Below are 26,271 nucleotides of genomic sequence, written 5' to 3'. Positions count from 1 at the left end.
AGGGATTGTGATGGTCGTCGATCTCGACCGGCACGAACAACTGGCCGCCGAGGTGCTGCCGCAGACCGGCCTGCTGGTCGGCGACGCGTGGCTGCGCGCGGGCAGCGGCGGGGAGTACCAGCACGTCGACGCCGCGACCGGGCGTCCGCAGGCCACCGTGCCGCTGGCCGGCGCGGCCGAGGTGGACGCGGCGGTGGCGGCGGCCCGGGACGCGTTTCCGGCCTGGCGCGGACTGCGGCCGGATCTCCGGCGGAACGCCCTGCTCCGGCTCGCGGAGCTGATCCGTTCGCGGGCGTCCACGATCGGCCAGGTGCTGACGCTGGAGTGTGGTTCGCCGATACTCGGTGCCACCGCGTTACCCGCGCGAGCCGCTGACTACCTCGAGTACTACGCGGGGCTGGCGGACAAGATCGAGGGCAGCGTGATCCCGATCTTCCCGGAGCGGGCGTTCGACTACACGCTGCCCGAGCCGTACGGGGTCGTCGCGGTCGTGTCCACCTGGAACGGCGGCATCTCCGCGCTGGGCCGGAAGGCCGGTGCGGCGCTCGCGGCCGGCAACACGGTCGTCGTCAAGGCGATGGAGCTGGCGCCGTTCAGCGCGGTGATCTTCGGCGAACTCGCGCTCGAAGCGGGTTTTCCGCCCGGGGTCGTCAATGTGCTGCCGGGCGGGGTGGAGGCCGGACGAGCGCTGGTGGCCCATCCCGGCGTCGACAAGATCAGCTTCACCGGCGGGATCGAGGCCGCCCGGCAGATCCTGGTCGCGGCCGCGCAGCACATCACGCCGGTGGTGCTCGAGCTCGGCGGCAAGTCCGGGAACATCGTCTTCCCCGACGCCGACCTGGACGCCGCCGGGGCGTTCGCCGGCGTCGCCTGCATGCGCAACTCCGGCCAGGGCTGCGTGATGCCGACCCGGTTGATCGTCCACTCCTCGATCCATGACCAGATCGTTTCCCGCGCGCTCGCCGGAATCGCGGCCATGCCGATCGGGGATCCGCTCGACCCGGCGACCGCGTTCGGGCCGGTGGTGTCGGCGCGGCACGCCGACCGCATCCTGGCCATGGTCTCGGCGGCCGACGGGGAGATCCTGACCGGAGGCCACCGGCTGGACGAGCCCGGGTTCTACGTGGCGCCCACGGTGGTCGACCGGATCGCGGCCGATGCGCCGCTGGCGCAGGAAGAGGTGTTCGGCCCGGTCCTGGCGGTGCTGACGTTCGACGACGAGGACGAGGCGATCGCGCTGGCCAACGCGACGCCGTACGGGCTCGCCGGGTACGTGCACACGACCGACCTGTCCCGCGCCCACCGGGTCGCCGCGGCCCTCGACGCCGGGTACGTCTCGCTCAACGGGTTCGCGGCACTGCCCGCCGCGGCCCCGTTCGGCGGTTACGGCCGCAGCGGCTTCGGCAAGGAGGGCGGCCGCGAGGGCCTGGCCGAGTTCGTCCGGACCAAAAACGTCTACCTGCCGCTGGAGCTCCGATGATCGTCGCCGCCGGCCGTCTGCACACGCTGCTCTCCGACATCCTGGAGGGGCTCGGCGCGCCCCGCGAGTACGCCGACACGGTCGCCACGCTGCTGGTGGAGGCCGACCTGCGTGGCGTCGACTCGCACGGCGCGCACCTGATGGCGCTCTACGCCCAGCGGATCCGCAGCGGGCACCTCGACCCGGCCGCCAAGCCGAAAATCGTCTCCGACGAGGGCTCCACGCTGGTGCTCGACGCGGGCCTCGGGTTCGGGCAGATCGCCGGGCTCGCCGCCGTCCACCACGCGATCTCCCGCTCCGAGGAGTTCGGGATCGCCGCGGTGGCGGTCCGCGAGGGCACCCACCTCGGCGCGCTCGCCGCGTACACCGAGCGGGTGGCGCGCGCCGGGCGGATCTGCCTGTGCTTCCAGAACGGCCCGACGTTCGTGCCGCCGTTCGGCGGCATCGACCAGCTGTTCTCCACGAACCCGCTGTCGTATGCGATCCCGACCGGTGACGAACCGACGATCGTGTTCGACGTCGCGACGACGACCGTCGCCGGCAACAAGCTGCTGCTGGCGCAGAAACGCGGGGACGCGTCGATCCCGGCCGGGTGGGCGACCGATGCCGACGGCGTCCCGACGACCGACCCGGCGGTGGCGTCCGTGCGGCACCTGCAGTGGTTCGGCGGCCACAAGGGTTACGGGCTCGCGCTGCTGGTCGAACTGCTCGCGGGTGTGCTTACCGGCAGCAGCTTCGGGCGGACCGAACACACCGCGTCTCCGGTGCACGGCGCCGAGCGGGTCGCGAAGGGTTTCCTGTTCCTGGCGATCGACCCCGCTCGGTTCGTGCCCGACTTCCGGGCCCGGGTGGACACGCTGATCCGGGACGTCCACGCGTCCCGGCCCGCCGCCGGTGTCGAACGCGTGCTGGTGCCCGGTGAACTCGAACACGAGCGGCGTCAGCAGCGTCACCGCGATGGCATCCCGCTGCCGGAGGCGCTGTGCGCGGAACTCGATCGGTACGCGTCCGAGGTCGGGGTTCCCGGTCTCACGGCTTCCGTCTGAGGGGTCTTTCATGTCTGATCGTTACGACTTCACCTACTTCCGGACCGAGCTGCGGCCGCCCGGCGTCCTGTGGGTGACGTTCGACCGGCCGGAGCGCCGCAACGCGATCACGCCCGAGATGCACGACGAGATCGCGCCGCTGTTCGCGCGGATCGCCGCCGACCGGGACGTCCGGGTCGTGGTGCTGACCGGCGCGGGGGATAAGGCGTTCTGCGTCGGCGCGGACTTCAGCGGGATGCAGTCCAACCTCGACTCGTCGGCGTACGAGGACGGGCATCCTTCGCTGATGCAGGGCTCGGTCGCGGTGGTGCGCGGGCAGCTCGCGGTGCCGCAGCCGATGATCGCGGTGATCAACGGTGACGCGCTCGGGCTCGGCGCGACGATGGCGCTGTTCTGCGACATCACGCTGATGGCCGACACCGCCCGGATCGGTGACCCGCATGTCAAGGCCGGGCTGGTCGCCGGGGACGGCGGCACCGTGCTGTGGCCGCTGATGCTCGGTCTGAACCGGGGCAAGGAGTACCTGTTCACCGGCGACCTGATGACCGCGGCCGAAGCGGACGGGTTCGGCCTGGTCAACCACGTCTACCCGGCGGCATCGCTGGAGGCCGAAGCGACGAAACTGGCCGAGCGGATCGCGGCCGGGCCCGCGGTGGCGATCCAGTTCAACAAGCGGCTCGCCAACGCCGACCTGGTGGACCGGGTCAACCGGGTGCTGGACGCGTCGCTGGCGATGGAGGCGCTGACGTTCGAGACCGCGGACCACCGGGAGGCGGTGCGGGCGTTCCTGGAGAAGCGGCCACCGCGGTTCGGCGGGGTCTGATGGACCTTTCGCTCACCGCGGACCAGGAGGCGCTCCGGGAGGCGTTCGGCGACCTGCTCGCCAAGGAGTCGACGCCCGCGCGGGTGCGGGCCGCCGAGCCGTCCGGGTACGACGAGGAGCTGTGGCGCACGCTGGTCGCGGCCGACGTCCCGCTGATGGGAGTGCCGTCCGGGGGCGGTGCGTCGCTCGCGGAGCTGGTCGTGGTGGCGCGGGAGGCCGGGCGGCGGTTGGCGCCGGTGCCGCTGGTGGAGGCGTGGGTGGCTGCGCGGCTGCTGGCGCGGTTCCCGGCGGGCGTTGCGCTGCTGCGCGGCGTCGGAACCGGCGAGATCCTGCCGACCCTGGCGGTGCGCCCGGTCGCGGGCCCGGCGGCTGCGCCGGTGGCGCGGCTGGTGCCGGGTGGGGCCGTCGCGGACGCCGTCGTCGTCCTCGCCGGGGACGAGTTGCTGCTGGTCCGGCGGGACGGACCTCGGCCGTACGCACCCGTCCCGCCGAACCTGGGCTGCCAGCCGCTCGCCGACGTACCACTCGCCGGGGGCGTGCCGCTCGCGCAGGGCCCGGAGGCCCGGGAGGCGTTCGCGGCCGCGGTGACCGAATGGACGCTGCTCACCGCCGCCACGCTGGACGGACTGCGTGCCGAGGCGTTGCGGATCGGCGTCGAGTACGTGACCGAACGGCACGCGTTCGGCGTCCCGATCGGCTGGTTCCAGACCGTGGCCCACCGGCTGGCGGACGCGGTGACCGCGGGCGAAGGGGCCGAACTGCTCGTCCACGAGGCGGCCTGGGCGCTCGACGGCGACCGGCCGCGCGGCGCGGCGCTGGCGTCGATGGCGTTCCTGCACGCGGCCGAGGTCGCGTTCGTGACCACCCGGGCCTGCCTGCAGTTCCACGGCGGGTACGGCTACACGCTCGAGTACGACATCCAGCTCTACCTGCGCCGCGCCAAGGCCTGGCCGCTGGCCCTCGGCGCGCCCCGGGACCTCTACCGCGCGCTGGCCCGGGAGGTGTTCTGAATGGACTTCACCCCGCACGACGCGTTCGCCGCGCACCGCGAGGCGGCCCGGGCCTGGGCGGCCGAGCACCTGAAACCCGAGTGGGTGGACGACGAACGCCTCCGCGGCGCCCACCACCACCCGGAACTGCACCGCCTGCTCGCCGCCCACGGACTCCTGGCCGCCGGCTGGCCGGCCGAGTACGGCGGTTCGGACGTCGACCGGGGCTTCGCCGACGCGGTGTTCGAGGAGATCCACGACTACGGCCTCGCCCAGGACGGCTGGATCACGACCTGGATGGTGCTGCACACGCTGCTGCGCACCGGCACCGAGGAGCAGAAGCGGACGATGATCCCGGCCGCGCTGCGGGGCGAGGCGATCATCGTCCTCGGTTACACCGAGCCCGGCTCCGGATCCGACATGGCCGCCGCGCGGACCCGGGCCGTGCCCGACGGCGACCACTGGGTGATCGACGGCGCGAAGATGTTCACCAGCACCGCCGACCAGGGCACCCACGTTTTCCTGCTCACCCGGACGTCCGAGCCGAAGAACCGCGGGTTGACGTTCTTCCTGGTTCCGCTGGACGCTTCCGGCGTGGAGGTACAGCCGGTCCACACCGTCGGCGGTCAGCGGACCAACGCCACGTTCTACACCGGAGTCCGGGTGCCGGACTCCGCGCGCGTCGGTGCGGTGGACGGCGGCTGGGACGTCGTCCGGATCGCGATGGTGTTCGAGCGCGGAACGCGCAACGGGAACCACCGGCCGGGCCTGCTGGACCGGGCCGCGTCCTGGGCCCGGGACGCGGGTGTCGTGGACGACCCGGGCGTCGCCGAACAGCTCGCGCGGCTGGCCATCGACGAGGAGGTCGCGCGGCTGCTCACCGCCCGCGCGGAGTGGATCACCAGGGACGGCGGCCTGCCCGGCGTCGAAGGGTCGATGGCCAAGCTGTTCACCAGCGAGGCCGCCCAACGACAGCACGCCGCGCTGCTCGACCTGCTCGGCGCGGAGGCGGTACTCGACCAGCGCGCCCCGGACGCACCGCTGGCGGGCGAGGTCGAGTTCGCGTTCCGCAACAGCCTGGTCGACACGATCTACGGCGGCACGAGCGAGATCATGCGCGAGATCATCGCCGCCGGCCGCCTGGGCTTACCCCGCAGTCGTCCGAAGGAGCGATGATGCTCGACCGCGCCGTACTCCCGCCGCACGCGGTGGCCCGCTGGGCCGCGCAGACCCCGGACGCCGTCGCCGTGGCGCACGTGGACGGTCGCGGCCTCACCTACGCGCAGTTGCACGCGGACGCCCTGACCTGGGCCGGTGCGCTGCGCGGGCTGGGCGTGGAGGCGGGCAGCCACGTCGCGACGCTGCTGCCGCAGGGCTTCTACGGTCACCGGACGCTGCTCGCGCTCGGCTGGCTCCGCGCGGTGGAGGTGCCGCTGAACACCGCGTACGTCGGCGACATTCTGCGGCACGCGCTGTCCCTGTCCGACGCCGAGTTCCTGCTCACGACCGAGGCCTTCCTCGAGCGGATCCGCCCGCTCCTGGGCGTCCTTCCGCGGCTCGGGACGATCGTCCTCGTGGACAGCGTGCCGGACGAGGCCCCCGCGCCCCTGGTGGGGGAGGAGGTGACCCCGGCGCGCCAGCCCCGGCTGATCGGGGCAGCCGACTTCGCGGGGGCAGTCGCCGCGGCGGACGCGCACACGTTCGACGGGCCGCACGTCTGGGACATCGCCAGCTTGCTGTTCACCTCCGGCACGACCGGTCCGTCGAAGGCCGTGATCACTCCCTGGGGGCTGGCGCTCCAGATGTGGTCCTGGGTCCCGGACGACACGATCGGCCCGGGGGAGGGCCTGTTCAACCCGCTGCCGATGTTCCACAACTCCGGTCGCTCCGGCTTCGCCTACGCGCTCGCCCACGGCGCGCGGTTCGTGATCCGCGACAAATTCAGTGCGACGTCGTTCTGGGACGACGTCCGGGGCACCGACTGCCGGACCGCGGCGCTCGTCGGGCCGATGACCGCGCTGATCTACGGCGCTCCACCGCGCGCCGACGACGCGGACAACCCGCTGCGCAACGTCATCCTCGGCCCGATGATCCCGGAGATGGAGGCGTTCGAGAAGCGCTTCGGCGTCCGGGTCGCGACCTGCTACGGCCAGACCGAGGTCGGCGCGCCGATCGCGTCCGGCTGGGACCACGGGCCGTGGGAGGCCACCGGCCGGGAACGCACCTCGTATCCGTGGCCGGAGATCCGGCTGGTCGACGCGCACGACGAACCGGTGCCGGATGGGGAGGTGGGCGAGTTGGTCGTCCGCAGCGCCGAGCCGTGGGCGCTGAACCTGGGCTACTACCGGATGCCTGCCGAATCGATGGAGGCGTGGCGCAACGGCTGGTTCCACACCGGCGACATGTTCCGCCGGGACGCTGAGGGCTGGTACACGTTCTTCGACCGCCGGAAGGACGTGCTGCGCCGCCGCGGCGAGAACATCTCCTCGTTCGAGGTCGAGCGCGGCGTCGGGGAACACCCCGCCGTTGTCGAGTGCGTCGCCGTCGGGGTTCCGTCCGGTCTGGGGGACGACGAGGTGCTGGCGGCCGTGCTGGTGAACGATCCGGCGTTCGAGCCGGCGTCGCTGGTCGAGTTCCTCGACGGGCGGATGCCGTCGTTCATGATTCCCCGGTACGTCCGGGTGCTGGACGACTTCCCGCGGAACAGCACGACCGGCCGGGTGCGCAAGGACGAGCTGCGGGCCCTAGTGGCCGAGGACCGCGGCTGGGATCGGCTCGGTGGCTGAGGTGGCGTTCGGCGGCGGCGATGCGTTCGGGTTGGGGGCCGACGCGGCGGCGTTCGGCGAGCGGGTCCGGGCGTTCCTCGACCGGGAGCTGACCGGGGCGGCCGGCTACGCCGACCCGGCCGACCTGACCGGGCTGGCCGAGGAGTTCGAGCGCGAGCTCTCGCGGCGGGCCGGGGCCGAAGGGCTGCTGGGGTCCGCGGTGGACGCCGCGCACGGCGGCCCCGGCCGGGGCGCGGCGCATCAGGCCGCGTTCGACTACGTGGCCGCGGCCTGCGACGCCCCGCTGGTCGACACCGCGCTGACGCTGGCCGGGCATCCGCTGTTACACGACGCGAACGCCGAGCAGCAGGCGTACTTCCTGCCGCGGATGTTGCGCGGCGAGATCCTGATGTGCATCGCGTACACCGAGCCCGACGCGGGCACCGACCTGCGGGCGATCACCACGACCGCAGCGGGCGACGGCGACGGTTACCGGCTCACCGGGGTGAAGACGCTGGTCACCGGCGCGCACAAGGCCGACTGGTGCGTGACGATCGCCAGGACCCCCGAACCGGACCGGCCGGGCGCGCTGACGATGTTCCTGGTCGACCTCGCGGCGCCGGGTGTCACCGTGCGCCGCCGCCCGACGATGAACGGCTGGACGCTCGACGAGATCGAGTTCGACGACGTCCGGCTCGGGGCGGACGCCGTGCTGGGGCAGCCGGGGCAGGCGTGGCGGCAACTCGTGGCGGCGGTGCGATCCGAGCGGTCGGGGCTGTTTTATCTGGGGTTCGCGCGGCACGTGCTGGACCTGCTGGTGACCTATGTGCGCGCGACCCGGCGCGGTGGGCAGCTGCTCGCGGACGATCCGCTGGTCCGGGACGCGATCGCCGGGCTGGAGATCGATGTGGAGGCGGGGTCGGTGCTGGCGGCGCGTGCGGTTGCGGCTCCCGGTTCGGCGCTGGCGTCGATGGCGAAGGTGTTCGGCACCGAGCTGCTGCAGCGGCTCGCACAGACCGCCACCGAGATCGCCGGACACGCCGGAACCGTCTGGGCCCCACCGCACAGTTCGGCACCACCGCACGGGGCCGCATCACCGCACGGGGCCGCGGGCGGCCGGTTCGCCTGGGAGTACCTGGAACGTGTCCACGGCACGATCGGCGCCGGGGCGAACGAGGTCCTGCGCGACGGCATCGCCGACTTCGGCCTCGGCCTCCCGAGGCAAGCCCGATGACCCCCACCGCGGCAGCTCCGGCCGTCGACGCGGCGGCGATCCTCGCGCTGACCGAGTCGCCGCCCGGCTACGACCCGGATTGGTGGCGCGGCGCGCTGCCCAGGTTCACCGGCGGACTGCCGGGCGGCCGGGGCCGGTTCGCCGACGCGGTCGACGCGATCCGGCAGCTCGCCGCAGCGGCGGTGCCGTCGCCGGTCCACAACGGCGTCGTCCAGAGCGGCGCGCTGCTGGCGGCGCTCGGGGAGCGGGAGCACCTGAACGCGCTGACCGCTGGTGAGCGCCGGTACGCGTTCTGCGTCACCGAGCCGGACGGCAGCTACGGGCCCGGCAGCATCCGGACCCGCGCCGAGCCCACCGGGAAGAGCTGGCGGCTCGACGGCACGAAGTGTTTTGTCCCGTACGCCGCCGACGCCGACGTCCTCCTCGTTGTCGCGAGAGTCCCCGGCCCGGTCAGCGTCGCGGACGGGCGGAGGGCGCCCGACGTCGTGGCCGCGTTCGCGGTCGATGCCGCCGCGCCGGGCGTCCGCATCGAGCCGATCCCGACGATCGGCCTCGACCACCAGTGCGCGATCAGCCTCCGGGCGGCACCGGCGCGCCGCCTCGGGGCTTTCCGCCGTCCCGGCCGGCCACCGGACCCCACGGACCCGACGGACCCCACGGAGCCGACGGACCCCACGGACTCCGCGCTCTCGCGGGGCACGATCGCGCTCGCGGCGGACGCGCTCGGCGCCGCGGAGGCGGCGATGCGGTACGCGGTCGAGCGCGTCTCGACCCGCGTCCAGCAGGGGACGCCGCTGGGCACCCGCCAGGCCGTGAAACACCGCTGTGCGGACATGCTGCTCGACGTCGCGCTGGTCGCCGGTGTGGTGGAGCGTGCGGCGCGCCTCCTAGACCGGGACGCTGCACCGGACGACGTCCGCCGCGCCGCCGCGATCGCCAAGGCTGCCGCGGCGACGCGGTGCCGCCGGGTCACCGCGTCCGCTCACCAGCTCTGCGGCGGCGACGGCATCCACGCCGACCGGCCGCTCCACCTCTGGTACCGCCGGGTGAAGGCCGCCGAACCGATGCTCGGCGACCCGCGCCACCACCGCGCCACGGTGGCCACCACGCTCCTCGACTCCTCTCGATCGGAAGGCTTCGGATGAGCACACAACAGATTCCCTTCGTGGATTACCTGGAACTGGGTGACGATCCACATCTGGTCGCCGAGGAGTGCACCGCCTGCGCGGCGCGCTACTTCGGCCGCCGCAACGCCTGTGCGCGCTGCGGCGCCCGGGAGTTCCACCGCGTCCCGATCGCGACGAGCGGCGAGGTCCGCGCGTTCACGATCGTCACGTTCGCGGCGCCCGGCGTCCCGGTGCCGTTCGTCGCTGCGGTCGTGGACTGCGACGGCACCAGCGTGCGCGCCAACCTGGTGGACGTGGACACCGACCCGGACCACGTCCACCTGGGCATGAAGGTGGCGCTGACGACCTACGTCACCGGCGTCGACGACGAAGGCGTCGAGGCTGTCAACTACGGCTTCCGGCCGGTGGAGGGGTAACGAACATGGCGGAGACCCTGTGGATCCTCGGCATCCACATGACGAAGTTCGGCAAGCACCCCGACGAGGACCTCGTCGACCTGGCCTCGGAAGCGGCGCTCGGCGCGCTCGCCGACGGCGGTGTGTCGATGAAGGACATCGGCGTGCTGGCGGCGGGCAACCTGCTCGGCGGCGTCGGCGGCATCGGACAGCTGCTGCAGAAGCAGATCGGGCAGACCGGTATCCCGGTCTACAACGTCCAGAACGCGTGCGCGACCGGCGCGACCGCGCTGCGGACCGTCTGCATGGCGATCAAGGCCGGCGAGGCCGAGATGGGGCTCGCGGTCGGCGTCGAGAAGCTGTCCGGCGCGGGCTTGCTCGGCGCGCGTCCGCGGAAGGACGAGAGCGGGACGTGGAGCCGGTCGGGGCGGCTCGGGGCGGTCGGTGCGGTCGACGGCCGGATCGGCACCGAGACGATGGCCGGGGTGTTCGCGCAGGTCGGGATGGAGTACGGCCACAAGTACGGTGGTGCGGATTTTGAGCTGTTCGCGCGGATCAGCGAGAAGAACCACGCCCACTCGACGCTGAACCCGCTCGCCGCCTACCAGAAGCGGATGAGCCTGGAGCAGATCATGAACGACGTCATGATCGCGTACCCGAACACGCGGCCGATGTGTTCGGCGAACACCGACGGCGCCGCGGCCGCGGTGGTGATCGCGGACTCGGCGCTGCAGCGGCTGCCGCTCGAGCAGCGTCGCCGGGCGGTGAAGATCGCCGCGTCGGTGTTGACCAGCGACCCGTGGACGGAGGCGTGCCAGGTGTTGCCGGACGTCAACACGCTGACCCGCGCCGCCGCCGCGCAGGCGTACGAGCAGGCCGGGGTCGGGCCCGGTGACCTGGACCTGGTCGAGCTGCACGACTGCTTCGCCACCGCCGAACTCGTCCACTACGACAACCTGATGCTCTGCGAGGAGGGCGGTGCGGTGGACTTCTTCAAGTCCGGAGCGCCGTGGCGGGACGGCTCGACGCCGGTGAACGTGTCCGGTGGGCTGCAGTCCAAGGGGCATCCGATCGCGGCGACCGGCATCGCGAACGTGTGGGAGATCGCGACCCACCTGCGCGGTGAGGCCGGGGATCGTCAGATCGAGGGGGCTCGCGTCGGGCTGGCGCACGTGATCGGCCTCGGTTCCGCGTGTGGCGTCCACATCTTGGAGAAGGCCGCGGCGTAGCACCAAGTAGTAAGGGGCCGCAGGCGGCAACGGCGGGCTACGGCCCGTTCGAGTTCATCATGTATAAAGTATAGAAAACCTTGGCTGGAGGAGACATGGCGACTGCCACAGCACTGGAGATCGAGCGACGCTCCTCGGCGCTCGGCGCGCTCATCACCGGCGTCGACCTGGCCGGCGGCGTCGACGACACGACGCTGACCGCGCTCCAGGACGCGTTCCTGAAGTACCAGGTCATCTGCATCCGGGGTCAGCAGGCGATGACGCCCGACGACCAACTCGCGTTCGCCTCCCGCTGGGGGGAGGTGTCGGTGCACCCGTACGTGCCGAGCATCGAGGGGCATCCCGGCGTGATGAAGATCCACGAGCCCACGCCGCTCACCCAGCGGTGGCACGCCGACACCACGCACGCTGAGCGGCCACCGGCGCTGAGCATGTTGCTGGCGCGGGTGATCCCCGAGGTCGGCGGCGACACGATGTGGTCGAACGCGGCCCTGGTCTACGAGCAGCTCTCGCCGGGGCTGCGGGCGACGCTCGATACGCTGCACGCGGTTCACCAGGGCACCACGCTCGCCGACCAGGCCGGGCTCGATCGCAAGGCCGTCACACAGAGCCACCCGGTGGTGCGGACGCATCCGATCACCGGCCGGAAGGCGCTGTTCGTCAACGGCGACTACACGACGCACATCGAGGGCTGGACCCCCGAGGAGAGCGCGCCGCTGCTCGAGTACCTGTACGCCCAGGTGGGGCGCGCGGAGTACGTGTACCGGCACAAGTGGCGGGTCGGCGACCTGGTGATCTGGGACAACCGGTGCACGCAGCACGCGGTGGTCGGCGACACCGGCGGCGCCGAGCGCGTGCTGCACCGCGTGACGCTGTTCGGCGACCGCCCGGTCTGAGGAGGCCGGCCGCGCCGGCCCCGTGGCGGGCCGGCGCGGGGCGGGTCAGGCCTTGGGGCCGCCGGCGACGTAGAGGACCTGGCCGGACACGAATCCGGCGGCCTCGCCGACGAAGAACGAGACGGCGTTCGCGATGTCGTCCGGCACCCCGGCGCGGGCCACCGGGATCTGTGCGGCCCGGGCCGTCACGTAGGCGTCCCAGTCCTGCCCGAGGCGCTCCGCGGTCGCCTTCGTCATCTCGGTCCGGATGAACCCTGGCGCGATGCTGTTCACCGTGACGCCGAACTTGCCCAGCTCGATCGCGAGCGTCTTGGTCAAGCCCTGGATGCCCGCCTTGGCCGCGGCGTAGTTGGTCTGTCCGCGGTTGCCGAGCGCCGAGGTGCTGGACAGGTTCACGATCCGTCCCCAGCGGGCCGCGACCATGTGCCCCTGCACGGCCTTGCTCATCAGGAACGTGCCGCGCAGGTGCACCGCGATCACCGCGTCGAAGTCGGCCTCGGACATCTTGAACAGCAGGTTGTCGCGGGTGATCCCGGCGTTGTTGACGAGCACGGTCGGCGCGCCGAGCGTCTCGGTCACCCGGGCGACGGCGGCCTCCACCGCGGTGGCGTCGGCGACGTCGGCGCCGACCGCGAGCGCCCGTCCACCGGCCGCGACGATGGCATCGGCGGTCTCCTTCGCCGCCGACTCCTCGAGGTCGAGTGCGGCGACCGCGAGGCCGTCGGCGGCCAGACGGACGGCGGTCGCGGCGCCGATGCCGCGCGCGGCGCCGGTGACGATCGCGACCCGGTGGAGTGGGGGTGTGCTCATGCGGTCTCCCGGAAGCTGAGGGGCGGGCTACCTACTATATAAAATGTACTGCTTCCAGATCCGACAGGAGAGCACCGATGTCCTCGCTGGCCGACCTGCTGCTCGCGCACCCGTTCACCGACGACGAGGCGCTGCTGCACACGGCCGACCGGACGCTGACCGCCGGCGAGGCTCGCGCGCGGACCGCCGAACTCGCCGACCGGTTGCGCGCGGCCGGGGTGCGGCCGGGTACCGCGGCCGCGGTGCGGCTGCCGAACAGCCCCGAGTCGGTGCTCGCGATGACCGCGATCTGGTCGGTCGGGGCGGTCTTCGTGCCGGTCAACGCCGCGGCGCCGCCCGCGGAGGTCGAGTACGCGCTGGCCGCGGCCCACCCGGTCGCCCTGGTGGAGACCGACCCGGACGATGGCGTCCGCGTGCGCCGCCTCGACCCGGCCCCGGACACCGCGGGGGGCGTGGAGGTGGCGGGCGGCGCGGGCGGCGCGGGCGGCGCGGCCGTTCCGAGCGGCGTCGCGGGCGGCGGCGTCCGGCGTGTGTATGACGTCGGGACCGCGTTCGTCACCTGGACCTCCGGGACCACCGGAACGCCGAAGGCGATCCTCCACACTCACGACGGTTACCTCGAACTGCTCGACCGGGTGCTCCGGCCGCTGCGGGCACGCGCCACCGCCACCCCCGCCCGGCCACCGTCGCCGAACCTCATCCCGGTCTCGTTGGCGCTCAACAGCGGCATTTACAACGCGCTGTTCGGGCTGCGCGCGGGTGCGGCGCTGGTGATCATGGACCGATTCCGGCCGCGGGAGTTCGCCGACCTCGTCGCGCGGTTCGGGATCCGGTCGACGGTGCTCCCACCGGCGGCGATCGCGATGCTCACCGCGTCGGACGTCGAGGCGCTCGCGCCGCTGCGGTACGTCCGGAGCATCACCGCAGCGCTCTCGCCGCTCCAGGCCCGCCGTTTCACCGAGCGGTTCGGCGCGTTCGTCCTCAACAGCTACGGCCAGGCCGAGATCGGCGAGGTGATCGGCTGGACCGCCGCGGACGCGAAGGCCCATCCGGAGAAGGTCGGCGCGGCCGGGCGTCCGCTGCCGGGCGTCGAGATCCGGGTCGGCAGCGAAACCGGGGCCCCGGACGGCGAGGTCGGGCCGCTGTGGGTCCGGCCGCCGCGGATGGCGTCCGGCTACGCGACCGGCGAGCTGCTCGCCGACCGCATCGACGCCGAGGGTTTCCTCGACACCGGCGACCTGGCCCGGATGGACGAGGACGGGTTCGTCTGGATCGAAGGGCGCGCCGGTGACCTGATCAACCGCGGGGGCAACAAGGTGTTCCCGGAACAGGTCGAAGAGGTGCTGCAGTTGCATCCGGCGGTGTTCGAAGCGGCCGTAGCCGGAGCACCGGACGAGCGGCTCGGTGAAGTGCCGGTGGCGTTCGTCGTGGACGCCCACGGCGCCGTACCGGCCACCGACGACGAGCTGGTGCGGCTGTGTCGCGACCATCTTGTCGCGTACAAGGTGCCGGTGGCGTTCCACCGGGTCGACGCGCTGCCGCGCACCGAGGTCGGCAAGCTCCGGCGCCAAGAATTGCTCCGATAATTATGACAAAAGCAATTGTTTTTGTGCGAAGCATGAAGAATTGACTTCCGACCAAAAAGGACTATAACAGGATACGCGTACATCGAGACAAAAGTGTCTCGGCGCCCTTTCTAAGGAGTACGCGTGTCTTCTCAACCCCTCATGAAGCGGCTCGCTGCGGTTGCGGTCTTCGGTGCGGCGACCGGTGTCGCCGTGCTGACCGGCGGACCAGCCCACGCCGACACGGTCACGGTCAACTACTCGTGTGAGACCCCGCTGTCCGGCACCGTCGTCGGCGACGTCGAGGTCACGGTCACCGCGCCCGCGACGGCGACGGTCGGCGAGACGGTCGAGATCACGGTGACGACCGGTCCGACGCCGGTCACCTCACCGATCGACCTGGCGGCGGGCAGCGTGACACCCTCCGCCGAGGGCGTCGTCTCGGGCGCCCAGACCGGCACCGTGACGGTGACCGGGCCGGCCAACCCGGAGACGATCCCGGCGGGGACGCCGATCCAGTTGCCGCCGATGACCGGGCAGCTGACGCTGACCGCACCGGGCCAGGTCGACCTGACGCCGGGCACCGCGTCGGCGGTGGCGAGCACGATCTTCGGCACGTTCACGATCCCGTGCACGCCGACGTCACCGCCGGGTGTGGCAGCCTCCATTCAGGTGAGCTGACCCCGCTTCACGTCCCGGCGCCCCCGCACGGGCGCCGGGACGTGCAGGGTTTTCCACCAGTATTTGATAGATCCGGCTAATTCGCTGAGCCGCGTCGGACGACGCGATTAGCGTCCGCGCTCATGACGTGGATCCGGCGAGTGACGACGTGCGCCGTAGCGGTACTGGTGGTGGTGGCGGGGACCGCCACTCCGGTGAGCGCGGCACCCACCGCGCGGCTGATCAATCCGGTGCCCGACGAACGGTTCCACATCTTCGATGTGAGCGAGGGCGGCTACGTGCTCGGCTACCCGACGACGAGCGGGCACTTCAGCCCGACGCTCTGGCACGACGGCACGCTGACGACGATCACCACGTCCGGTCGCGCCACCGCGGTCAACGACTCGGGCACCGTCGCCGGGACGCGCTACGTCGGCGAGCAGGCCAGGGCGACGCTGTGGTCGGCGAACGGAACTCCGACCGACGTCGCCCCCGCCGGTGCGCAGGACAGCTGGGCGCTGGCCCTGAACGACCGCGGGCAGGCCGTGATCGGTTACACCCTGCCCGGAGAGATCGGCACCAGTGCGAGCCGCCTGGCGCTGCGCACCGGGGACACGCTCACCGACATCCCGCTCGCCGCCGGCGTGACGGTTGGGCAACTCACCTACTCCAGCAGCCATGCGACCGTGATGCTCACCGACAGCGGCGTGGTCGCCGTCAACGGCCGGAGCCTCGCCCAGGGCATCGGCGTGCCGTTCGTCTGGGCCGCTGGCGTCCGCACCGACCTGCTGCCGGTGGTCGGACCGAACGGCCTGATCAACGACATCAACGAGGCCGGTCAGGTCCTCGCCGCCACCGGCACGTCACCGACCCGGACCGCGGTCTGGCAGGCCGGAACGGTGCGCTGGCTGACGGACCTGGCCAGTAACGGGTACTCCCTGGGCCAGGGGATCAACGAGGCCGGTGCGATCGCTGGGTCGTCGGACAACTGGTACGGGCAGAGCCGCGCGACGCTCTGGCCGAGCGCCACCAGCAAGCCGATCGACCTCGGCACGCTGCCGGTCGGCGGCCCCAGCTCTGCGCACGACGTCAACGACCGTGGTGAGGTCGTCGGCTCCTCGAACATCCTCCTCTCGGGGCGCCGGGCGGTGTTCTGGGGTACCGATCGGCGCGCGCTCGAGCTCCCGTCGATCCCGTCGGGCCGCTCCGGCGACGCCCAGTGGCTCACGAACGCCGGCCTGATCGCCGGATCGGACACCGGGGCCAACAGCGCCGACCGTGGTCTGGTGTGGATAGTGACCCGCTGATTTTCTCAGTCCCGCGCCGCCGGGCCGAGGGTCTGCCGGGCGATGATGACCTGCTGGATCTGGCTGGTGCCCTCGTAGATCCGGAACAGGCGGGCGTCGCGGTAGAAGCGTTCGACCGCGACGCCCCGCATGTACCCGGCGCCGCCGTGGATCTGGACCGCCCGGTCCGCGACCCGCCCCACCATCTCCGAGCAGAAGTACTTCGCGGCGGCCGGCCCGGTGATCCGGTCGGTGCCCGCGTCGTAGGCGCGAGCGACGTCGAGGACGAGCGCGCGCCCGGCGTAGTGGTCGGTCACCGAGTCGGCGACCAGCCCCTGGACGAGCTGGAATCGCGCGATCGGCTTGCCACCGGCCCGGCGGGACTGCGCGAACTCCACCGACTCCGACACCAGCCGGCCGGCCATCCCGACGCACAGCGCCGCGATGTGGATCCGACCGTGGGCGAGGCACTGCGCCGCGATCCGGAAGCCGTTGTTCACGCCCTGGTCCCCGCCGACGACCGCGTCACCGGGGAGGATCACCTCGTCGAGGTACACGTCGGCGGTGTGCGCCCCGAACTGGCCCATCTTGCGGTCGGGGGTACCCACGCTGACGCCGGGTGTGTCTGCCGGGACGAGGAACGCGGTGATGCCGCGGTTGCCCGGAGCATCCGGGTCGGTGCGGGCGAACACCATGAACACGTCGGCGACCGGCGCGTTCGTGATGTACCGCTTGGCGCCGTCGAGCACCCAGCGGTTCCCCTCGCGGCGCGCCCGGGTGGTCAGCGCCGACGGATCCGAGCCGGCGTCCGCCTCGGTGAGCGCGAACGACGCGGTGACCTCGCCGGACGCCAGCCGGGGGAGCCAGACCTTCTTCTGCTCCTCGGTGCCGCCTTCCAGCAGCACGTGACCGGCGATCCCGTTGTTCGTGCCGAACAGCGAGCGCAGCGCGGGAGTGGTCCAGCCGAGCTCGAACACCAGCTCGCACTCCTGCGCGACCGACAGCCCCAGGCCCCCGTACGCCGTGGGGATCGTGAAGCCGTAGAGCCCCATCTCCTTGCACGCGGCGACGAGCGTGTCCGGAACCGCGTCGGTGGCGTCGATCTCCTCCTCGCGCGGCACCACCTCGTTCCGCACGAACGTCCGGACCGCCGCGACGATCTCGGCCAGGTCGGCAGCATCCACCAGATCAGTCCTCCGTCGGAAGGGCGCCGACCACACCCGCGGCGCGGAGGTCGGCGACGTCGTGCACGGTGAGCCCGAGTTCGGCGAGCACCGCGTCGGTGTGGGCGCCGAGAGCCGGGACCGCTCCCATCGGCGCCGTCCGCCCACTGAACACCGCAGGGGGGAGCAGCGCCCGCACCGGCCCGGCGGGGGTGTCGACCGGACGCCAGCGATCGCGGGCGGCCAGGTGCGGATGCTCCACGACCTCGCTCGGCGTCCGATAGACCGAATTGCCGATCCCGGCGGCGTCCGCCGCCTTTTGAATGTCGGTCAGGGCTCGGGACCCGCACCAGTCGCCGACGATCGTGTCCAATTCGGCCCGGTGGGCGACCCGATCGGGGTTGTGGCGGTAGCGGTCGTCGGCGGCGAGGTCGGGGCGGCCGAGCAACTCGGACGCGAGCCGCTGCCACTCCGCGTCGTTCGTGGTACCGAGCACGACCGTGCGGCCGTCCGCGGTCGGGTAGGCCCCGTACGGTGCGACCGCGGGGGAGCCCATGCCGACCGGCAACTGGTCGACGCCGGTCGCCGCGGTCCAGGTCAGCGGGTACCCCATCAGCTCGGCCATCGCGTCGAACATGCTCACCGCGATCCGGGCGCCGGTGCCGGTCGCCGTCCGTTCGGCCAGCGCGCCCAACACGGCGATTGCCGCGTACAGGCCGGTGGTGCCGTCCGCGAACGGCGGCCCCGGCTTCGCCGGTGCGCCGGGAACCCCGGTGATCGCGCAGACGCCGGTCTCTGCCTGCACCAGCAGGTCGTACGCGCGTTTGCCGGACAGGGGCCCGCCGTCTCCGTACCCGGAGATCTCGACGCTGACGAGGTGCGGGTGGTCGCGGGTGAGGTCGTCCGGGCCGACGCCGAGCCGGGCGGTGGCGCCGGGTGCCAAGTTCGAGACCAGGACGTCCGCGCGGGCGAGCAGCCGGTGCAGCAGCGCCCGTCCGTCCGGGTGGCGGACGTCGAGCGCAACCGACTCCTTGCCCCGGTTGAGCCAGACGAAGTGCGCTGCCTGGCCGTTCACCACGTCGTCGTAGGAACGGGTGAAGTCGCCGCCGCGCGGGTTCTCCACCTTGAGGACGCGGGCGCCGAGGTCGCCGAGCGTGCGGGTGCAGAGCGGCGCGGCCACCGCCTGCTCGAGCGCGACGACCGTGACGCCGGCCAGCGGGCCGTTCTCAGAAGACACGATCGAGATGATCGCTGACACGGGCCCAGTGTGTGGCCGAGGAGCCGAGAATCTCGTCGTTCGTGATCGCGCGCTTGTAGTAGAGGTGCGCGTCGTGCTCCCAGGTGAAGCCGATGCCGCCGTGGAGCTGGATCGCGTCGGCGGCGACCGTGGCGGCGGCCTCGGCGCAGTACGCCTTCGCGAGCGCCGCGACCAGAGCACGTTCGTCGGCGTCGGCTTCGGCTTCGGCGGCGTGGCGGGCCGCGGAGCGGGCCAGCTCGACCTTGATCAGCATTTCCGCCGCGCGCTGCTTGACCGCCTGGAACGACCCGATCGGCCGGCCGAATTGGACGCGTTGCTTCGCATACGCGACCGTGAGGTCCAGGCATTGCTGCGCGACGCCGACGAGCTCCGCGGCGAGCAGAACGCGGGCGACGTCGAGCGCAGCCGGAATCGCGGAACCGTCGGCGCCGACGCGGACCGCCGCGACCCCGCCGAACTCGACCAGGGCCTGGCGCCGGGTCAGGTCGAGGCTCATCAGCGGCGTCCGGGCGACGCTCGTGACGTCCTCGACGGCGAAGATCCCCGGGCCGTCCGGTGCCTCGGCGACGACCAGCAGAAGCCCGGCGGTCGCGCCGTCCACGACCCGCTCGACGCGTCCGGTCAGGCGCCACCGGCCGTCGACGCGCTCGGCACGCACCGCCGGCCCGCCGTCCGGGGCATCCGGGAGCGCGACGGTCGCGGTGAGCGTGCCGGCGGCGATCGGGGGGAGCCACTGTTTTGCGGCCTCCGCATCACCGGAGGCGAGCAGCAACGGCACCGCCGCCCCGACGGTCGAGAACAGCGGCGCGCAGACCAGCGTTCGGCCGGCGGCTTCGAACACGTCGGCGAGCGCGCCGAGCGGTAACCCGAGCCCGCCGTACTCGGCGGGTATGCCCAGCCCCGGCAGGCCGGTCTCCCGCGCCCAGCGGCGCCAGGCATCCGGGTCGTACCCGGCCGGGGTCGCCATCAGCTCCCGCACCCGCGCCGGGGGGCAGGAGTCGGCGAACACGGTGGCGGCGAGGTCGCCGACGTCCGTACCGAACGGCTCGTCCATGCACAGGCTCCCCGGTAGTTGCATCATGTACTTTGTATAAAATCTAACATGCGACTACCCTCCGGTTCATGACTCCGCCGCCGGAACTCCTGGCCGCAGGCACTGCGGACGAGGCCGTCGCCGCCGCACTGGACTGGGTACGCCGGAACACCCCGCCGACCTGGGTCGGAGCCGCCGAGAGCGGTGGTGCGGGTGCGGTGCGGCAGGTCCGGTCCACCGCCGAATACCGCGCCTGGTACCCGACGTTCGCCGGCTCCGGGCTCGCGGTGCCTGCCTGGCCGGTCCCGTACGGCGGACTGGGCTGGGCGCCCGCGGTGGCCGCCGCGGTCGACCGGGCGTTACGTCCGTACCACTTACCCCGGCTCAACCCGCTCGGCCTCAACCTCGCCGCTCCGGCGTTGTTCGCACACGGCACCGAAGAGCAGCGGCTGCGCTACCTCCCGCCGATCGTCCGCAACGACGAGGTGTGGTGCCAGCTGTTCAGCGAGCCGGGCGCGGGCAGCGATCTCGCGTCGCTCTCGACCCGCGCCGAACGCGACGGCGACCGCTGGCTCATCACCGGCCAGAAGGTCTGGACGACCTGGGCGCACCTCGCCGACTACGCGGTCCTGCTCGCCCGCACCGACCCGGACGCGCCGAAACGCGCCGGGATCACGTACTTCCTGATCGCGCTCGACCAGCCGGGCGTCGAGATCCGGCCGCTGCGGCACATCGGCGGTGAGATCGACTTCAACGAGGTCTTCCTCGACGGCGCGGTGGTCCCGGACGCACAGCGGGTCGGCACGGTGAACGACGGCTGGCGGGTCGCCCGGGCGACGCTCTCCGGCGAGCGGCAGATGGTGTCCGGATCCGGGTCGGGCGGCGTCGACCGGATCGGCGGCGCGGGCGCCGGGCGGCTGGTACGCCTGGCCAAGGAGCGCGCCGCCGCGGTTCCCGGCACCGGCTGGGACGACCCGCTGGTGCGCGCCGAGATCACCCGCCTCTGGGCCGAGGAGCAGCTGCGCTCCCGGACCAACCAGCGGGTGCGAGCCACCGTGAAGGCCGGTCGTGCGCCCGGACCGGAGAGTTCGATCGGCAAGGTGCACGGATCGGACCTCAACCAGCGCATCCAGGCCCGTGCGGCGGCGCTGCTCGGGCCGTCGCGGACGACGTGGCCGGCCGCGGCGGACGCCTGGGACGACGCGGTCGAGGCCTATCCGGACGGCATGCCCGCCGAGGTCCGGGGTGCGCTGCGCAGCCGGGCCAACACGATCGAGGGCGGCACCACCGAGGTGAACAAGAACATCATCGCGGAGCGGGTTCTCGGGCTGCCGCGCGAGCCCGACCCCTGGGAGGGGAAGCCCTGGCGCGAGGTGCCCCGTGGCTGAGACGGCGTCGCCCCCGGTCGCCGCTGAGACGGTGGCCGGGCGGTTGTGGCGGGTGTTGCGGCAGGCCGGGGTTCGGGCCGTCTACGGAGACGCCGACCGCGGCCTGCCGGTGACCGCGCGGGCACCGGCGGCGCTCGCCCCCGTGCTGGTCGCCGCCCACCGGCGGGTGCACCGGGAGCTCGCCGCGTCGTGGGTGGACGGAGTGCTGACGATCGGCGCACCGGCGGGCGGGCCGGCCGCGGCGGAGGTGCCCCCAGCGTGTCCGCCCGAGGGCTGGGTGGTGCTGCTCGACGAGCCCGAGCGCGTTCCGGACCTCGTCGCGCTCGGAGTGGACGCCGCCGCCGCGGGCCGGTACCTCGCGATCCGCGTCGACCTGGACCTCGCGGGACCGGCGGGGGAGCTGCGGGACCCCGGCCCGGCCGAAGCCCCGCCGACCGCTCCGCCGGAAGACCACCTCGCCCGGCTGGCCGCGGCGCAGCGGCCGGTCGTCCTCGCCGGCCCGGGTGTGATCACGGCCGGTGCGGTGCCCGCGCTGCACGCGTTCGCCACCGCGGGGCAGGTCGGGGTGCTCAACACCTGGGGCGCCAAGGGCATTTTCCCGTGGCAGAGCCCGCATCACTGGGCGACCATCGGCCTGCAGCGCGACGACTTCCGGCTCGCCGGGCTGGCCGACGCCGACCTGATCGTCGCGGTCGGGCTAGATCCGGACGAATCGCCGGCCGAGCGCTGGCAGCTCGCGCCGTCGCTGACGCTCGCGCCGGACAGGCTGGGCGCGCTGGCGCACGAGTGGCGCCGGGCCGCCGGGCTCCCGCCGATGCCGCCGCTGCGGCACCGCCTGGCCGAGGCCACGCAGAGCGGGTGGACGGTCCGGACCGGACCGCTGCCCCCGTCCCGCGTGACGATGACGTACGGCGAGATCGCCGCCCGCGGCGGGCTGGTGGCCGCCGACCCGGGGACCGCCGGGTTCTGGGTGGCACGGACGGTCGGCACCACGCTGCTCGACACCGTGATCGTGCCGGGCCACCGTGTTCCGCCCGGGTTCGCGGTCGCGGCGGCGCTGGTTGCGCGCATCCCGAGCCCGGCCCGCCCGGTCCTCGCCGTCCTCGACGACCCCGCGGCTGGGCGGGTCGGGGAACTGTTGGAGCTTGCCGCGTCGCTCGGGTTGCCGGTGCCGGTCGAAGTCTGGACGGACGACGGCCCGGCGCCGGACGCGGAACCGCATGCCGCCCGCCTCCGGGGCGCCGTCTACGGCGACGCGCCGGCCGTCCTCCCGCTGCGGACCGACGCACGCTGGCTGGCCCGGATGACCGACGTCGCGGGACCGGTGATCGCGTGGAACGACAGGAGCACTCACCCGTGAGCGAAACCCGCACCGAACCCCGGATCACCGACGAGGCGATCGCGCGCCTGCGCCGCCGGATCGGCATCCCGGTCCCCAACCCCGCCCCGCCGCACTACCGCGAACCGGGCGTGGACGCGTTCCGCATCGTCGCGCAGGCCTACGGCGACGACAACCCGCTCTGGAGCGACCGCGACCACGGCGCGAAGTCCCGCTGGGGCGGGCCGATCGCGCCGCCACCGCTGGTCGGGGGCGACACGCTGATCGGCGAGAACACGGTGAGCGCCGTCGCCGACGAGCACCGCGCGCTGATGAAGGGCGACCCGCTGCGCGGCGTCCACGCGTTCTACGCCAGCAGCGCGCGCGAGTGGTGGGCGCCGCTCGAGCCGTACGCGCGGATCCGGCGTCGCGACGCGCTGGTCGGCGTCCACGACAAGACCAGCGGCTTCGCCGGGCGCGCGGTGCACGAGTGGACCGGGCAGGTGTTCGGCACGACCGACGGGCGCCTGCTGGCCGGGCAGTACAAGCTGATGATCCGCACCGAGCGGCAAAAGGCCCGGGAGAAGAAGAAGTACGCCGAGATCGAGCCCTACGTCTATACCGACGCCGAGATCGACGACATCGAGGCGCAGGTGGTCGCCGGGCGGCGGCGCGGTGCGGAACCCCGGTACTGGGAGGACGTGGCCGTCGGCGATCCGCTCGACCCGCTGGTGAAGGGCCCGCTGACCGTCACCGACATGGTCTGCTGGCACGTCGGCATGGGCATGGGGTTGTACGCGATCCGTCCGCTGGAGCTCGCGGTCGCCAACCGGCGCCGGATCCCGCGCTTCTACCACCGCGACGAACTCAACGTCCCGGACGTCATGCAGCGCGTCCACTGGGATCCGGAGTTCGCCCGCCGGTCGGGTAACCCGACCACGTTCGACTACGGCCGGATGCGCGAGACCTGGCTGATCCACGCCTGCACGAACTGGATGGGCGACGATGCCTGGCTGTGGAAGCTCGCCTGCCGCTTCGAGGCGTTCAACTACGTCGGCGACACCCAGTGGGTCCGCGGCGAAGTGACCCGGCACTACCTCGCCGACGGCGGACGCCCGGCGGTCGACGTCGCGCTGCGCACCGTGAGCCAGCGGAACGTCGAGACGACGACCGGCTCGGCCACGATCCTGCTGCCCAGCCGCGAGTACGGGCCGGTCCGGCTGCCCGACCCACCCGGCACGGACCTGGAGAGCGCCATGTCCGCGATCGTCGAACGGTTCGCACAGTGAGAACCGGGGACGTGGGGACCGACAGGCTGGGGGTCGTGCAGGACGGTGCCGTCCTGCGGCTCCGGCTCGACCGGCCGGACAAACGTAATGCTCTGGACGACGTCATGGTCGCCGGGTTGATCGAGGCTGTCGTGGCGGCGGGCAGCGACGAGTCGGTGCGGGCCGTCCTCCTCACTGGCGCCGGTGACCACTTCTGCTCCGGCGCGGACATCGTGGCGCGTAACGCCGGTATCGACGGCCGCCCGCGGGTCGGCAGCATCCAGCGCCGGCTGCCCTGGCAGGCCCACCGGTTGGTGCCGGTGCTGCTGGAGACGCAGGTGCCGATCGTCTGCGGCGTCCGCGGCTGGGCCGCAGGCATCGGTCTGGGGCTGGCGCTCGCCGCGGACGTCACGGTCGTCGCCGAAGACGCGCGGCTCTGGGCGCCGTACGCGGCGCGCGGCTTCACCCCGGACGGCGGCGTCACCTGGATGCTGCCCCGCCGCATCGGCGAGGTGCGGGCGCGGCGGATGTTGCTGCTGGGGGAGCGGGTGGACGGCGTTACGGCTGCCGAGTGGGGGCTGGTCGACCGGGCGGTGTCGTCCGAGGCCGTGGACGCGGAGGCCGAGAAGGTCGCGATCGCGTTGGCCGCGGGGCCGACGGTGGCGCTCGGGCTGGCGAAATCCCTGCTGCACACCGGACGGTCGGCGTCGCTGGAGGCGCACCTGCGGGACGAGGCGTTCGGCATGGAGCTCTCGTCGCGCAGCGAGGACTTCCGCGAGGGCCTCGCCGCGTTCCGCGAGAAGCGTTCGCCCGATTTCACCGGCCGATGAGCGCTCGCGCGAAGAGAAGGGTGCACGGATGAGCGCTCGCGCGAAGAGAAGGGTGCACGGATGAGCGCGACCTACCGTGGGCTCCGGGTGGAGCGGCGTGGCCCGGTGGGATGGTTGATCTTCGACCGGCCGGACGTCGGGAACGCGATGGACGCCGGGATGCTCGACGATCTGCCCGCTGCCTGGGCGGAGCTGGACGCCGACCCCGAGGTCCGGGTGATCGTCAACACTGGGGGCGGATCGGCGTTCCAGACCGGTTTGGACGTTCGGCAGCTCGCCCGGGACCCCGGTGCGCTGCGGGAGCAGTCGCGGCGCACCAAACGCGCGGAGCTGCGGCTCACCGCCTGGCACAACAACGTGGGCACGCCGGTGATCGCGGCGGTCAACGGGGTCTGTGCCGGCGGCGGGTTGCACTTCGTGGCGGACGCCGACGTGGTGCTAGCCGCGGAGTCGGCGACGTTCCTCGACCCGCACGTGTCGGTCGGGCAGGCGAGCGTGTACGAGCTGATCGGGCTGGCCCACCGTGGCGCGGTGGAGCCGGTCGCGCGCCTCGGGCTGACCGGGCGGCACGAACGCCTGGACGCCGCCCGGGCGCACGCGCTGGGGTTTGTCAGCCAGGTCGTGCCCGACGACACGCTCGCCGGGGCCGCCCAGTCGCTCGCCGAGCAGATCGCGAGCCGGCCGCCGGAGGTCCTGCGCGCGGCGAAGCGAGCCCTCTGGTCGGCGCTCGAGACCCCCCGCACCACCGCACTCCGCGCCGCCGCGCCCGCGCGTACGCCTGCCTCGGCGGCGACCGAGCCGCGTTATCGATCCGTCAGTGAGAGGACTGTTATGACCGCGCCGTCGGACACCTTTACCTACACCGAGTTCGAGACGTTGCGGGTCGAGCGGCGCGGTCCGGTCGGGTGGCTGCTGTTCAACCGGCCGGACCGGCTGAACGCGATGACCAACCAGATGCGTGACGAGCTCGCGGTCGCGTGGCTCGAGCTGGATCGGGACCCGGCGGTGCGGGTGATCGTCAACACCGGCGAGGGGCGCGCGTTCCAGACCGGTGTCGACGTCGCCGAGATCGCGTCGGACGGCGTCGGTATGGAGCGGTACCGGGAGTCGATGGAGAACTTCGACGTCCATTTCACCGCCTGGCACCAGCGTGTCGCCAAGCCGGTCATCGCGGCGGTGAACGGTGTCTGCGCCGGGGGCGGCTTCCATTTTGTCGCGGACGCCGACGTCGTCATCGCGGCCACCGACGCCCAGTTCACCGACCCGCACGTGTCGATCGGCCAGGTCGTGGCGATCGAGGCGATCGGGCTGCTGCGCAAGATGCCGTTCGAGCCGGTGATGCGGATGGCGCTGACCGGGCGGCACGAGCGGATGTCGGCCGAGCGCGCGTACCAGCTCGGCATGGTGAGCCAGCTGGTCGAGCCCGACGCACTGCGGGACGCCGCGCAGGAGCTCGGCGAGCTGATCGCGCGGAACTCGCCGGTCGCGATGGCCGCGACGAAGCGCGCGCTGTGGGGTGCGCTGGAGACCGGCCTCACCGAGGCGTGCCGCGCCGGGGCCAAAGACCTGGTGAGCGTCTGGGGCCACCCCGACCAGACCGAAGGCCCCGCCGCCTGGGCGGAAAAGCGCGAAGCGAAGTGGGCACCGCTGGGCGACTGACCGGAAGCGGATTGCATTGGAAGGCCTATGACCCTTCCGAATGCAATCC

The 26,271-nt window shown here is 72.7% G+C and carries 23 protein-coding genes and 1 pseudogene; 20 read left to right on the top strand and 4 right to left on the bottom strand.

Annotated features, from left to right (window positions below; translation table 11 throughout):
* Positions 1–10: 10 nt before the first annotated feature.
* The 11 genes from BUB75_RS35610 to BUB75_RS35560 all read left to right on the top strand — a co-directional run bounded on the left by BUB75_RS35610 (position 11) and on the right by BUB75_RS35560 (position 11,984).
* Positions 11–1,480, top strand: coding sequence for an aldehyde dehydrogenase family protein (locus tag BUB75_RS35610; RefSeq protein ID WP_073263669.1), 1,470 nt, complete (start codon positions 11–13; stop codon positions 1,478–1,480).
* Complete coding sequence (locus tag BUB75_RS35605; protein WP_073263667.1) at positions 1,477–2,526, top strand: Ldh family oxidoreductase; 1,050 nt, start codon at positions 1,477–1,479, stop codon at positions 2,524–2,526. The genes BUB75_RS35610 and BUB75_RS35605 overlap by 4 nt, the downstream gene beginning before the upstream one ends.
* A gap of 10 nt (positions 2,527–2,536) precedes the next feature.
* On the top strand, positions 2,537–3,349 hold the full coding sequence (locus BUB75_RS35600; RefSeq protein WP_073263665.1) for an enoyl-CoA hydratase/isomerase family protein: 813 nt from the start codon (positions 2,537–2,539) through the stop codon (positions 3,347–3,349).
* Positions 3,349–4,359, top strand: a complete 1,011-nt coding sequence (locus BUB75_RS35595; RefSeq protein WP_073263664.1) for an acyl-CoA dehydrogenase family protein — start codon at positions 3,349–3,351, stop codon at positions 4,357–4,359. The genes BUB75_RS35600 and BUB75_RS35595 overlap by 1 nt, the downstream gene beginning before the upstream one ends.
* Positions 4,360–5,514, top strand: a complete 1,155-nt coding sequence (locus BUB75_RS35590; RefSeq protein ID WP_073263662.1) for an acyl-CoA dehydrogenase family protein — start codon at positions 4,360–4,362, stop codon at positions 5,512–5,514.
* The gene (locus tag BUB75_RS35585) at positions 5,514–7,124 is read left to right on the top strand and encodes an AMP-binding protein (RefSeq protein WP_178380072.1); all 1,611 of its coding nucleotides are present in this window, start codon (positions 5,514–5,516) and stop codon (positions 7,122–7,124) included. The genes BUB75_RS35590 and BUB75_RS35585 overlap by 1 nt, the downstream gene beginning before the upstream one ends.
* Complete coding sequence (locus BUB75_RS35580) at positions 7,117–8,337, top strand: acyl-CoA dehydrogenase family protein (RefSeq protein ID WP_084742116.1); 1,221 nt, start codon at positions 7,117–7,119, stop codon at positions 8,335–8,337. Before BUB75_RS35585 ends, BUB75_RS35580 begins: the two co-directional genes overlap by 8 nt.
* Positions 8,334–9,482 (top strand): acyl-CoA dehydrogenase family protein, encoded by a 1,149-nt coding sequence (locus tag BUB75_RS35575; RefSeq protein WP_073263656.1) that lies wholly within the window; start codon positions 8,334–8,336, stop codon positions 9,480–9,482. The genes BUB75_RS35580 and BUB75_RS35575 overlap by 4 nt, the downstream gene beginning before the upstream one ends.
* On the top strand, positions 9,479–9,880 hold the full coding sequence (locus BUB75_RS35570) for a Zn-ribbon domain-containing OB-fold protein (RefSeq protein WP_073263654.1): 402 nt from the start codon (positions 9,479–9,481) through the stop codon (positions 9,878–9,880). The genes BUB75_RS35575 and BUB75_RS35570 overlap by 4 nt, the downstream gene beginning before the upstream one ends.
* A gap of 5 nt (positions 9,881–9,885) precedes the next feature.
* The gene (locus BUB75_RS35565; protein ID WP_073263652.1) at positions 9,886–11,088 is read left to right on the top strand and encodes a thiolase family protein; all 1,203 of its coding nucleotides are present in this window, start codon (positions 9,886–9,888) and stop codon (positions 11,086–11,088) included.
* 95 nt (positions 11,089–11,183) lie between these two features.
* Positions 11,184–11,984 carry a TauD/TfdA dioxygenase family protein gene (locus BUB75_RS35560; protein ID WP_073263650.1) on the top strand — a complete coding sequence of 267 codons (801 nt, stop codon included), beginning with the start codon at positions 11,184–11,186 and terminating at the stop codon, positions 11,982–11,984.
* Positions 11,985–12,029: 45 nt separating this feature from the next.
* Here BUB75_RS35560 and BUB75_RS35555 read toward each other — a convergent pair whose 3' ends face one another.
* A complete protein-coding gene (locus tag BUB75_RS35555) occupies positions 12,030–12,794 on the bottom strand; it encodes an SDR family oxidoreductase (protein ID WP_073263648.1) in 765 nt (254 codons plus the stop codon).
* 77 nt (positions 12,795–12,871) lie between these two features.
* Here BUB75_RS35555 and BUB75_RS35550 point away from each other — a divergent pair, with 77 nt between their 5' ends.
* From BUB75_RS35550 to BUB75_RS35540, 3 genes are all read left to right on the top strand, one after another.
* Complete coding sequence (locus BUB75_RS35550) at positions 12,872–14,380, top strand: class I adenylate-forming enzyme family protein (RefSeq protein WP_073263646.1); 1,509 nt, start codon at positions 12,872–12,874, stop codon at positions 14,378–14,380.
* A 123-nt stretch (positions 14,381–14,503) separates the two neighbouring features.
* Positions 14,504–15,040, top strand: a complete 537-nt coding sequence (locus tag BUB75_RS35545) for a hypothetical protein (RefSeq protein ID WP_143175629.1) — start codon at positions 14,504–14,506, stop codon at positions 15,038–15,040.
* A 122-nt stretch (positions 15,041–15,162) separates the two neighbouring features.
* Positions 15,163–16,326, top strand: coding sequence for a hypothetical protein (locus BUB75_RS35540; protein ID WP_073263642.1), 1,164 nt, complete (start codon positions 15,163–15,165; stop codon positions 16,324–16,326).
* A 5-nt stretch (positions 16,327–16,331) separates the two neighbouring features.
* Here BUB75_RS35540 and BUB75_RS35535 read toward each other — a convergent pair whose 3' ends face one another.
* Genes BUB75_RS35535 through BUB75_RS35525 form a run of 3 tightly spaced genes read right to left on the bottom strand, consistent with a single transcriptional unit; the run spans position 16,332 to position 19,780 of the window.
* Positions 16,332–17,489, bottom strand: a complete 1,158-nt coding sequence (locus BUB75_RS35535; protein ID WP_178380071.1) for an acyl-CoA dehydrogenase family protein — start codon at positions 17,487–17,489, stop codon at positions 16,332–16,334.
* Positions 17,490–17,493: 4 nt separating this feature from the next.
* A complete protein-coding gene (locus tag BUB75_RS35530; RefSeq protein WP_143175634.1) occupies positions 17,494–18,708 on the bottom strand; it encodes a CoA transferase in 1,215 nt (404 codons plus the stop codon).
* Positions 18,695–19,780: an acyl-CoA dehydrogenase family protein gene (locus tag BUB75_RS35525; protein ID WP_073263640.1), complete on the bottom strand. Its 1,086-nt coding sequence runs from the start codon at positions 19,778–19,780 to the stop codon at positions 18,695–18,697. Before BUB75_RS35525 ends, BUB75_RS35530 begins: the two co-directional genes overlap by 14 nt.
* A 68-nt stretch (positions 19,781–19,848) precedes the next feature.
* Here BUB75_RS35525 and BUB75_RS35520 point away from each other — a divergent pair, with 68 nt between their 5' ends.
* The 6 genes and pseudogenes from BUB75_RS35520 to BUB75_RS48640 all read left to right on the top strand — a co-directional run bounded on the left by BUB75_RS35520 (position 19,849) and on the right by BUB75_RS48640 (position 26,222).
* Entirely contained in the window at positions 19,849–21,147 is a 1,299-nt protein-coding gene (locus BUB75_RS35520; protein ID WP_073263639.1) for an acyl-CoA dehydrogenase family protein, read from the top strand.
* Positions 21,140–22,507 carry a hypothetical protein gene (locus BUB75_RS35515; protein ID WP_073263637.1) on the top strand — a complete coding sequence of 456 codons (1,368 nt, stop codon included), beginning with the start codon at positions 21,140–21,142 and terminating at the stop codon, positions 22,505–22,507. The genes BUB75_RS35520 and BUB75_RS35515 overlap by 8 nt, the downstream gene beginning before the upstream one ends.
* A complete protein-coding gene (locus BUB75_RS35510; protein WP_073263635.1) occupies positions 22,504–23,754 on the top strand; it encodes a hotdog family protein in 1,251 nt (416 codons plus the stop codon). Before BUB75_RS35515 ends, BUB75_RS35510 begins: the two co-directional genes overlap by 4 nt.
* A gap of 11 nt (positions 23,755–23,765) precedes the next feature.
* Entirely contained in the window at positions 23,766–24,563 is a 798-nt protein-coding gene (locus BUB75_RS35505; RefSeq protein ID WP_218617969.1) for an enoyl-CoA hydratase/isomerase family protein, read from the top strand.
* Between the two features lie 60 nt (positions 24,564–24,623).
* Positions 24,624–25,310: pseudogene (locus tag BUB75_RS48645) on the top strand (enoyl-CoA hydratase/isomerase family protein); the annotation flags it as partial.
* An 84-nt stretch (positions 25,311–25,394) separates the two neighbouring features.
* A complete protein-coding gene (locus tag BUB75_RS48640) occupies positions 25,395–26,222 on the top strand; it encodes an enoyl-CoA hydratase-related protein (protein WP_073263771.1) in 828 nt (275 codons plus the stop codon).
* The last annotated feature ends 49 nt before the right edge of the window (positions 26,223–26,271 follow it).

Source organism: Cryptosporangium aurantiacum (genome assembly GCF_900143005.1).
GTDB lineage: Bacteria > Actinomycetota > Actinomycetes > Mycobacteriales > Cryptosporangiaceae > Cryptosporangium > Cryptosporangium aurantiacum.
This window is presented reverse-complemented; position numbering and strand designations above follow the sequence as displayed.

Excerpts from the sequence above, each read along its gene's own strand:
- BUB75_RS35585 (WP_178380072.1), top strand. The coding sequence starts at position 5,514 with ATGCTCGACCGCGCCGTACTCCCGCCGCACGCGGTGGCCCGCTGGGCC.
- BUB75_RS35560 (WP_073263650.1), top strand. The coding sequence starts at position 11,184 with ATGGCGACTGCCACAGCACTGGAGATCGAGCGACGCTCCTCGGCGCTC.
- BUB75_RS48640 (WP_073263771.1), top strand. The coding sequence starts at position 25,395 with ATGACCGCGCCGTCGGACACCTTTACCTACACCGAGTTCGAGACGTTG.
- BUB75_RS35570 (WP_073263654.1), top strand. The coding sequence starts at position 9,479 with ATGAGCACACAACAGATTCCCTTCGTGGATTACCTGGAACTGGGTGAC.
- BUB75_RS35595 (WP_073263664.1), top strand. The coding sequence starts at position 3,349 with ATGGACCTTTCGCTCACCGCGGACCAGGAGGCGCTCCGGGAGGCGTTC.
- BUB75_RS35550 (WP_073263646.1), top strand. The coding sequence starts at position 12,872 with ATGTCCTCGCTGGCCGACCTGCTGCTCGCGCACCCGTTCACCGACGAC.
- BUB75_RS35605 (WP_073263667.1), top strand. The coding sequence starts at position 1,477 with ATGATCGTCGCCGCCGGCCGTCTGCACACGCTGCTCTCCGACATCCTG.
- BUB75_RS35520 (WP_073263639.1), top strand. The coding sequence starts at position 19,849 with ATGACTCCGCCGCCGGAACTCCTGGCCGCAGGCACTGCGGACGAGGCC.
- BUB75_RS35610 (WP_073263669.1), top strand. The coding sequence starts at position 11 with ATGGTCGTCGATCTCGACCGGCACGAACAACTGGCCGCCGAGGTGCTG.
- BUB75_RS35540 (WP_073263642.1), top strand. The coding sequence starts at position 15,163 with ATGACGTGGATCCGGCGAGTGACGACGTGCGCCGTAGCGGTACTGGTG.
- BUB75_RS35600 (WP_073263665.1), top strand. The coding sequence starts at position 2,537 with ATGTCTGATCGTTACGACTTCACCTACTTCCGGACCGAGCTGCGGCCG.
- BUB75_RS35565 (WP_073263652.1), top strand. The coding sequence starts at position 9,886 with ATGGCGGAGACCCTGTGGATCCTCGGCATCCACATGACGAAGTTCGGC.
- BUB75_RS35575 (WP_073263656.1), top strand. The coding sequence starts at position 8,334 with ATGACCCCCACCGCGGCAGCTCCGGCCGTCGACGCGGCGGCGATCCTC.
- BUB75_RS35555 (WP_073263648.1), bottom strand. The coding sequence starts at position 12,794 with ATGAGCACACCCCCACTCCACCGGGTCGCGATCGTCACCGGCGCCGCG.
- BUB75_RS35590 (WP_073263662.1), top strand. The coding sequence starts at position 4,360 with ATGGACTTCACCCCGCACGACGCGTTCGCCGCGCACCGCGAGGCGGCC.
- BUB75_RS35525 (WP_073263640.1), bottom strand. The coding sequence starts at position 19,780 with ATGGACGAGCCGTTCGGTACGGACGTCGGCGACCTCGCCGCCACCGTG.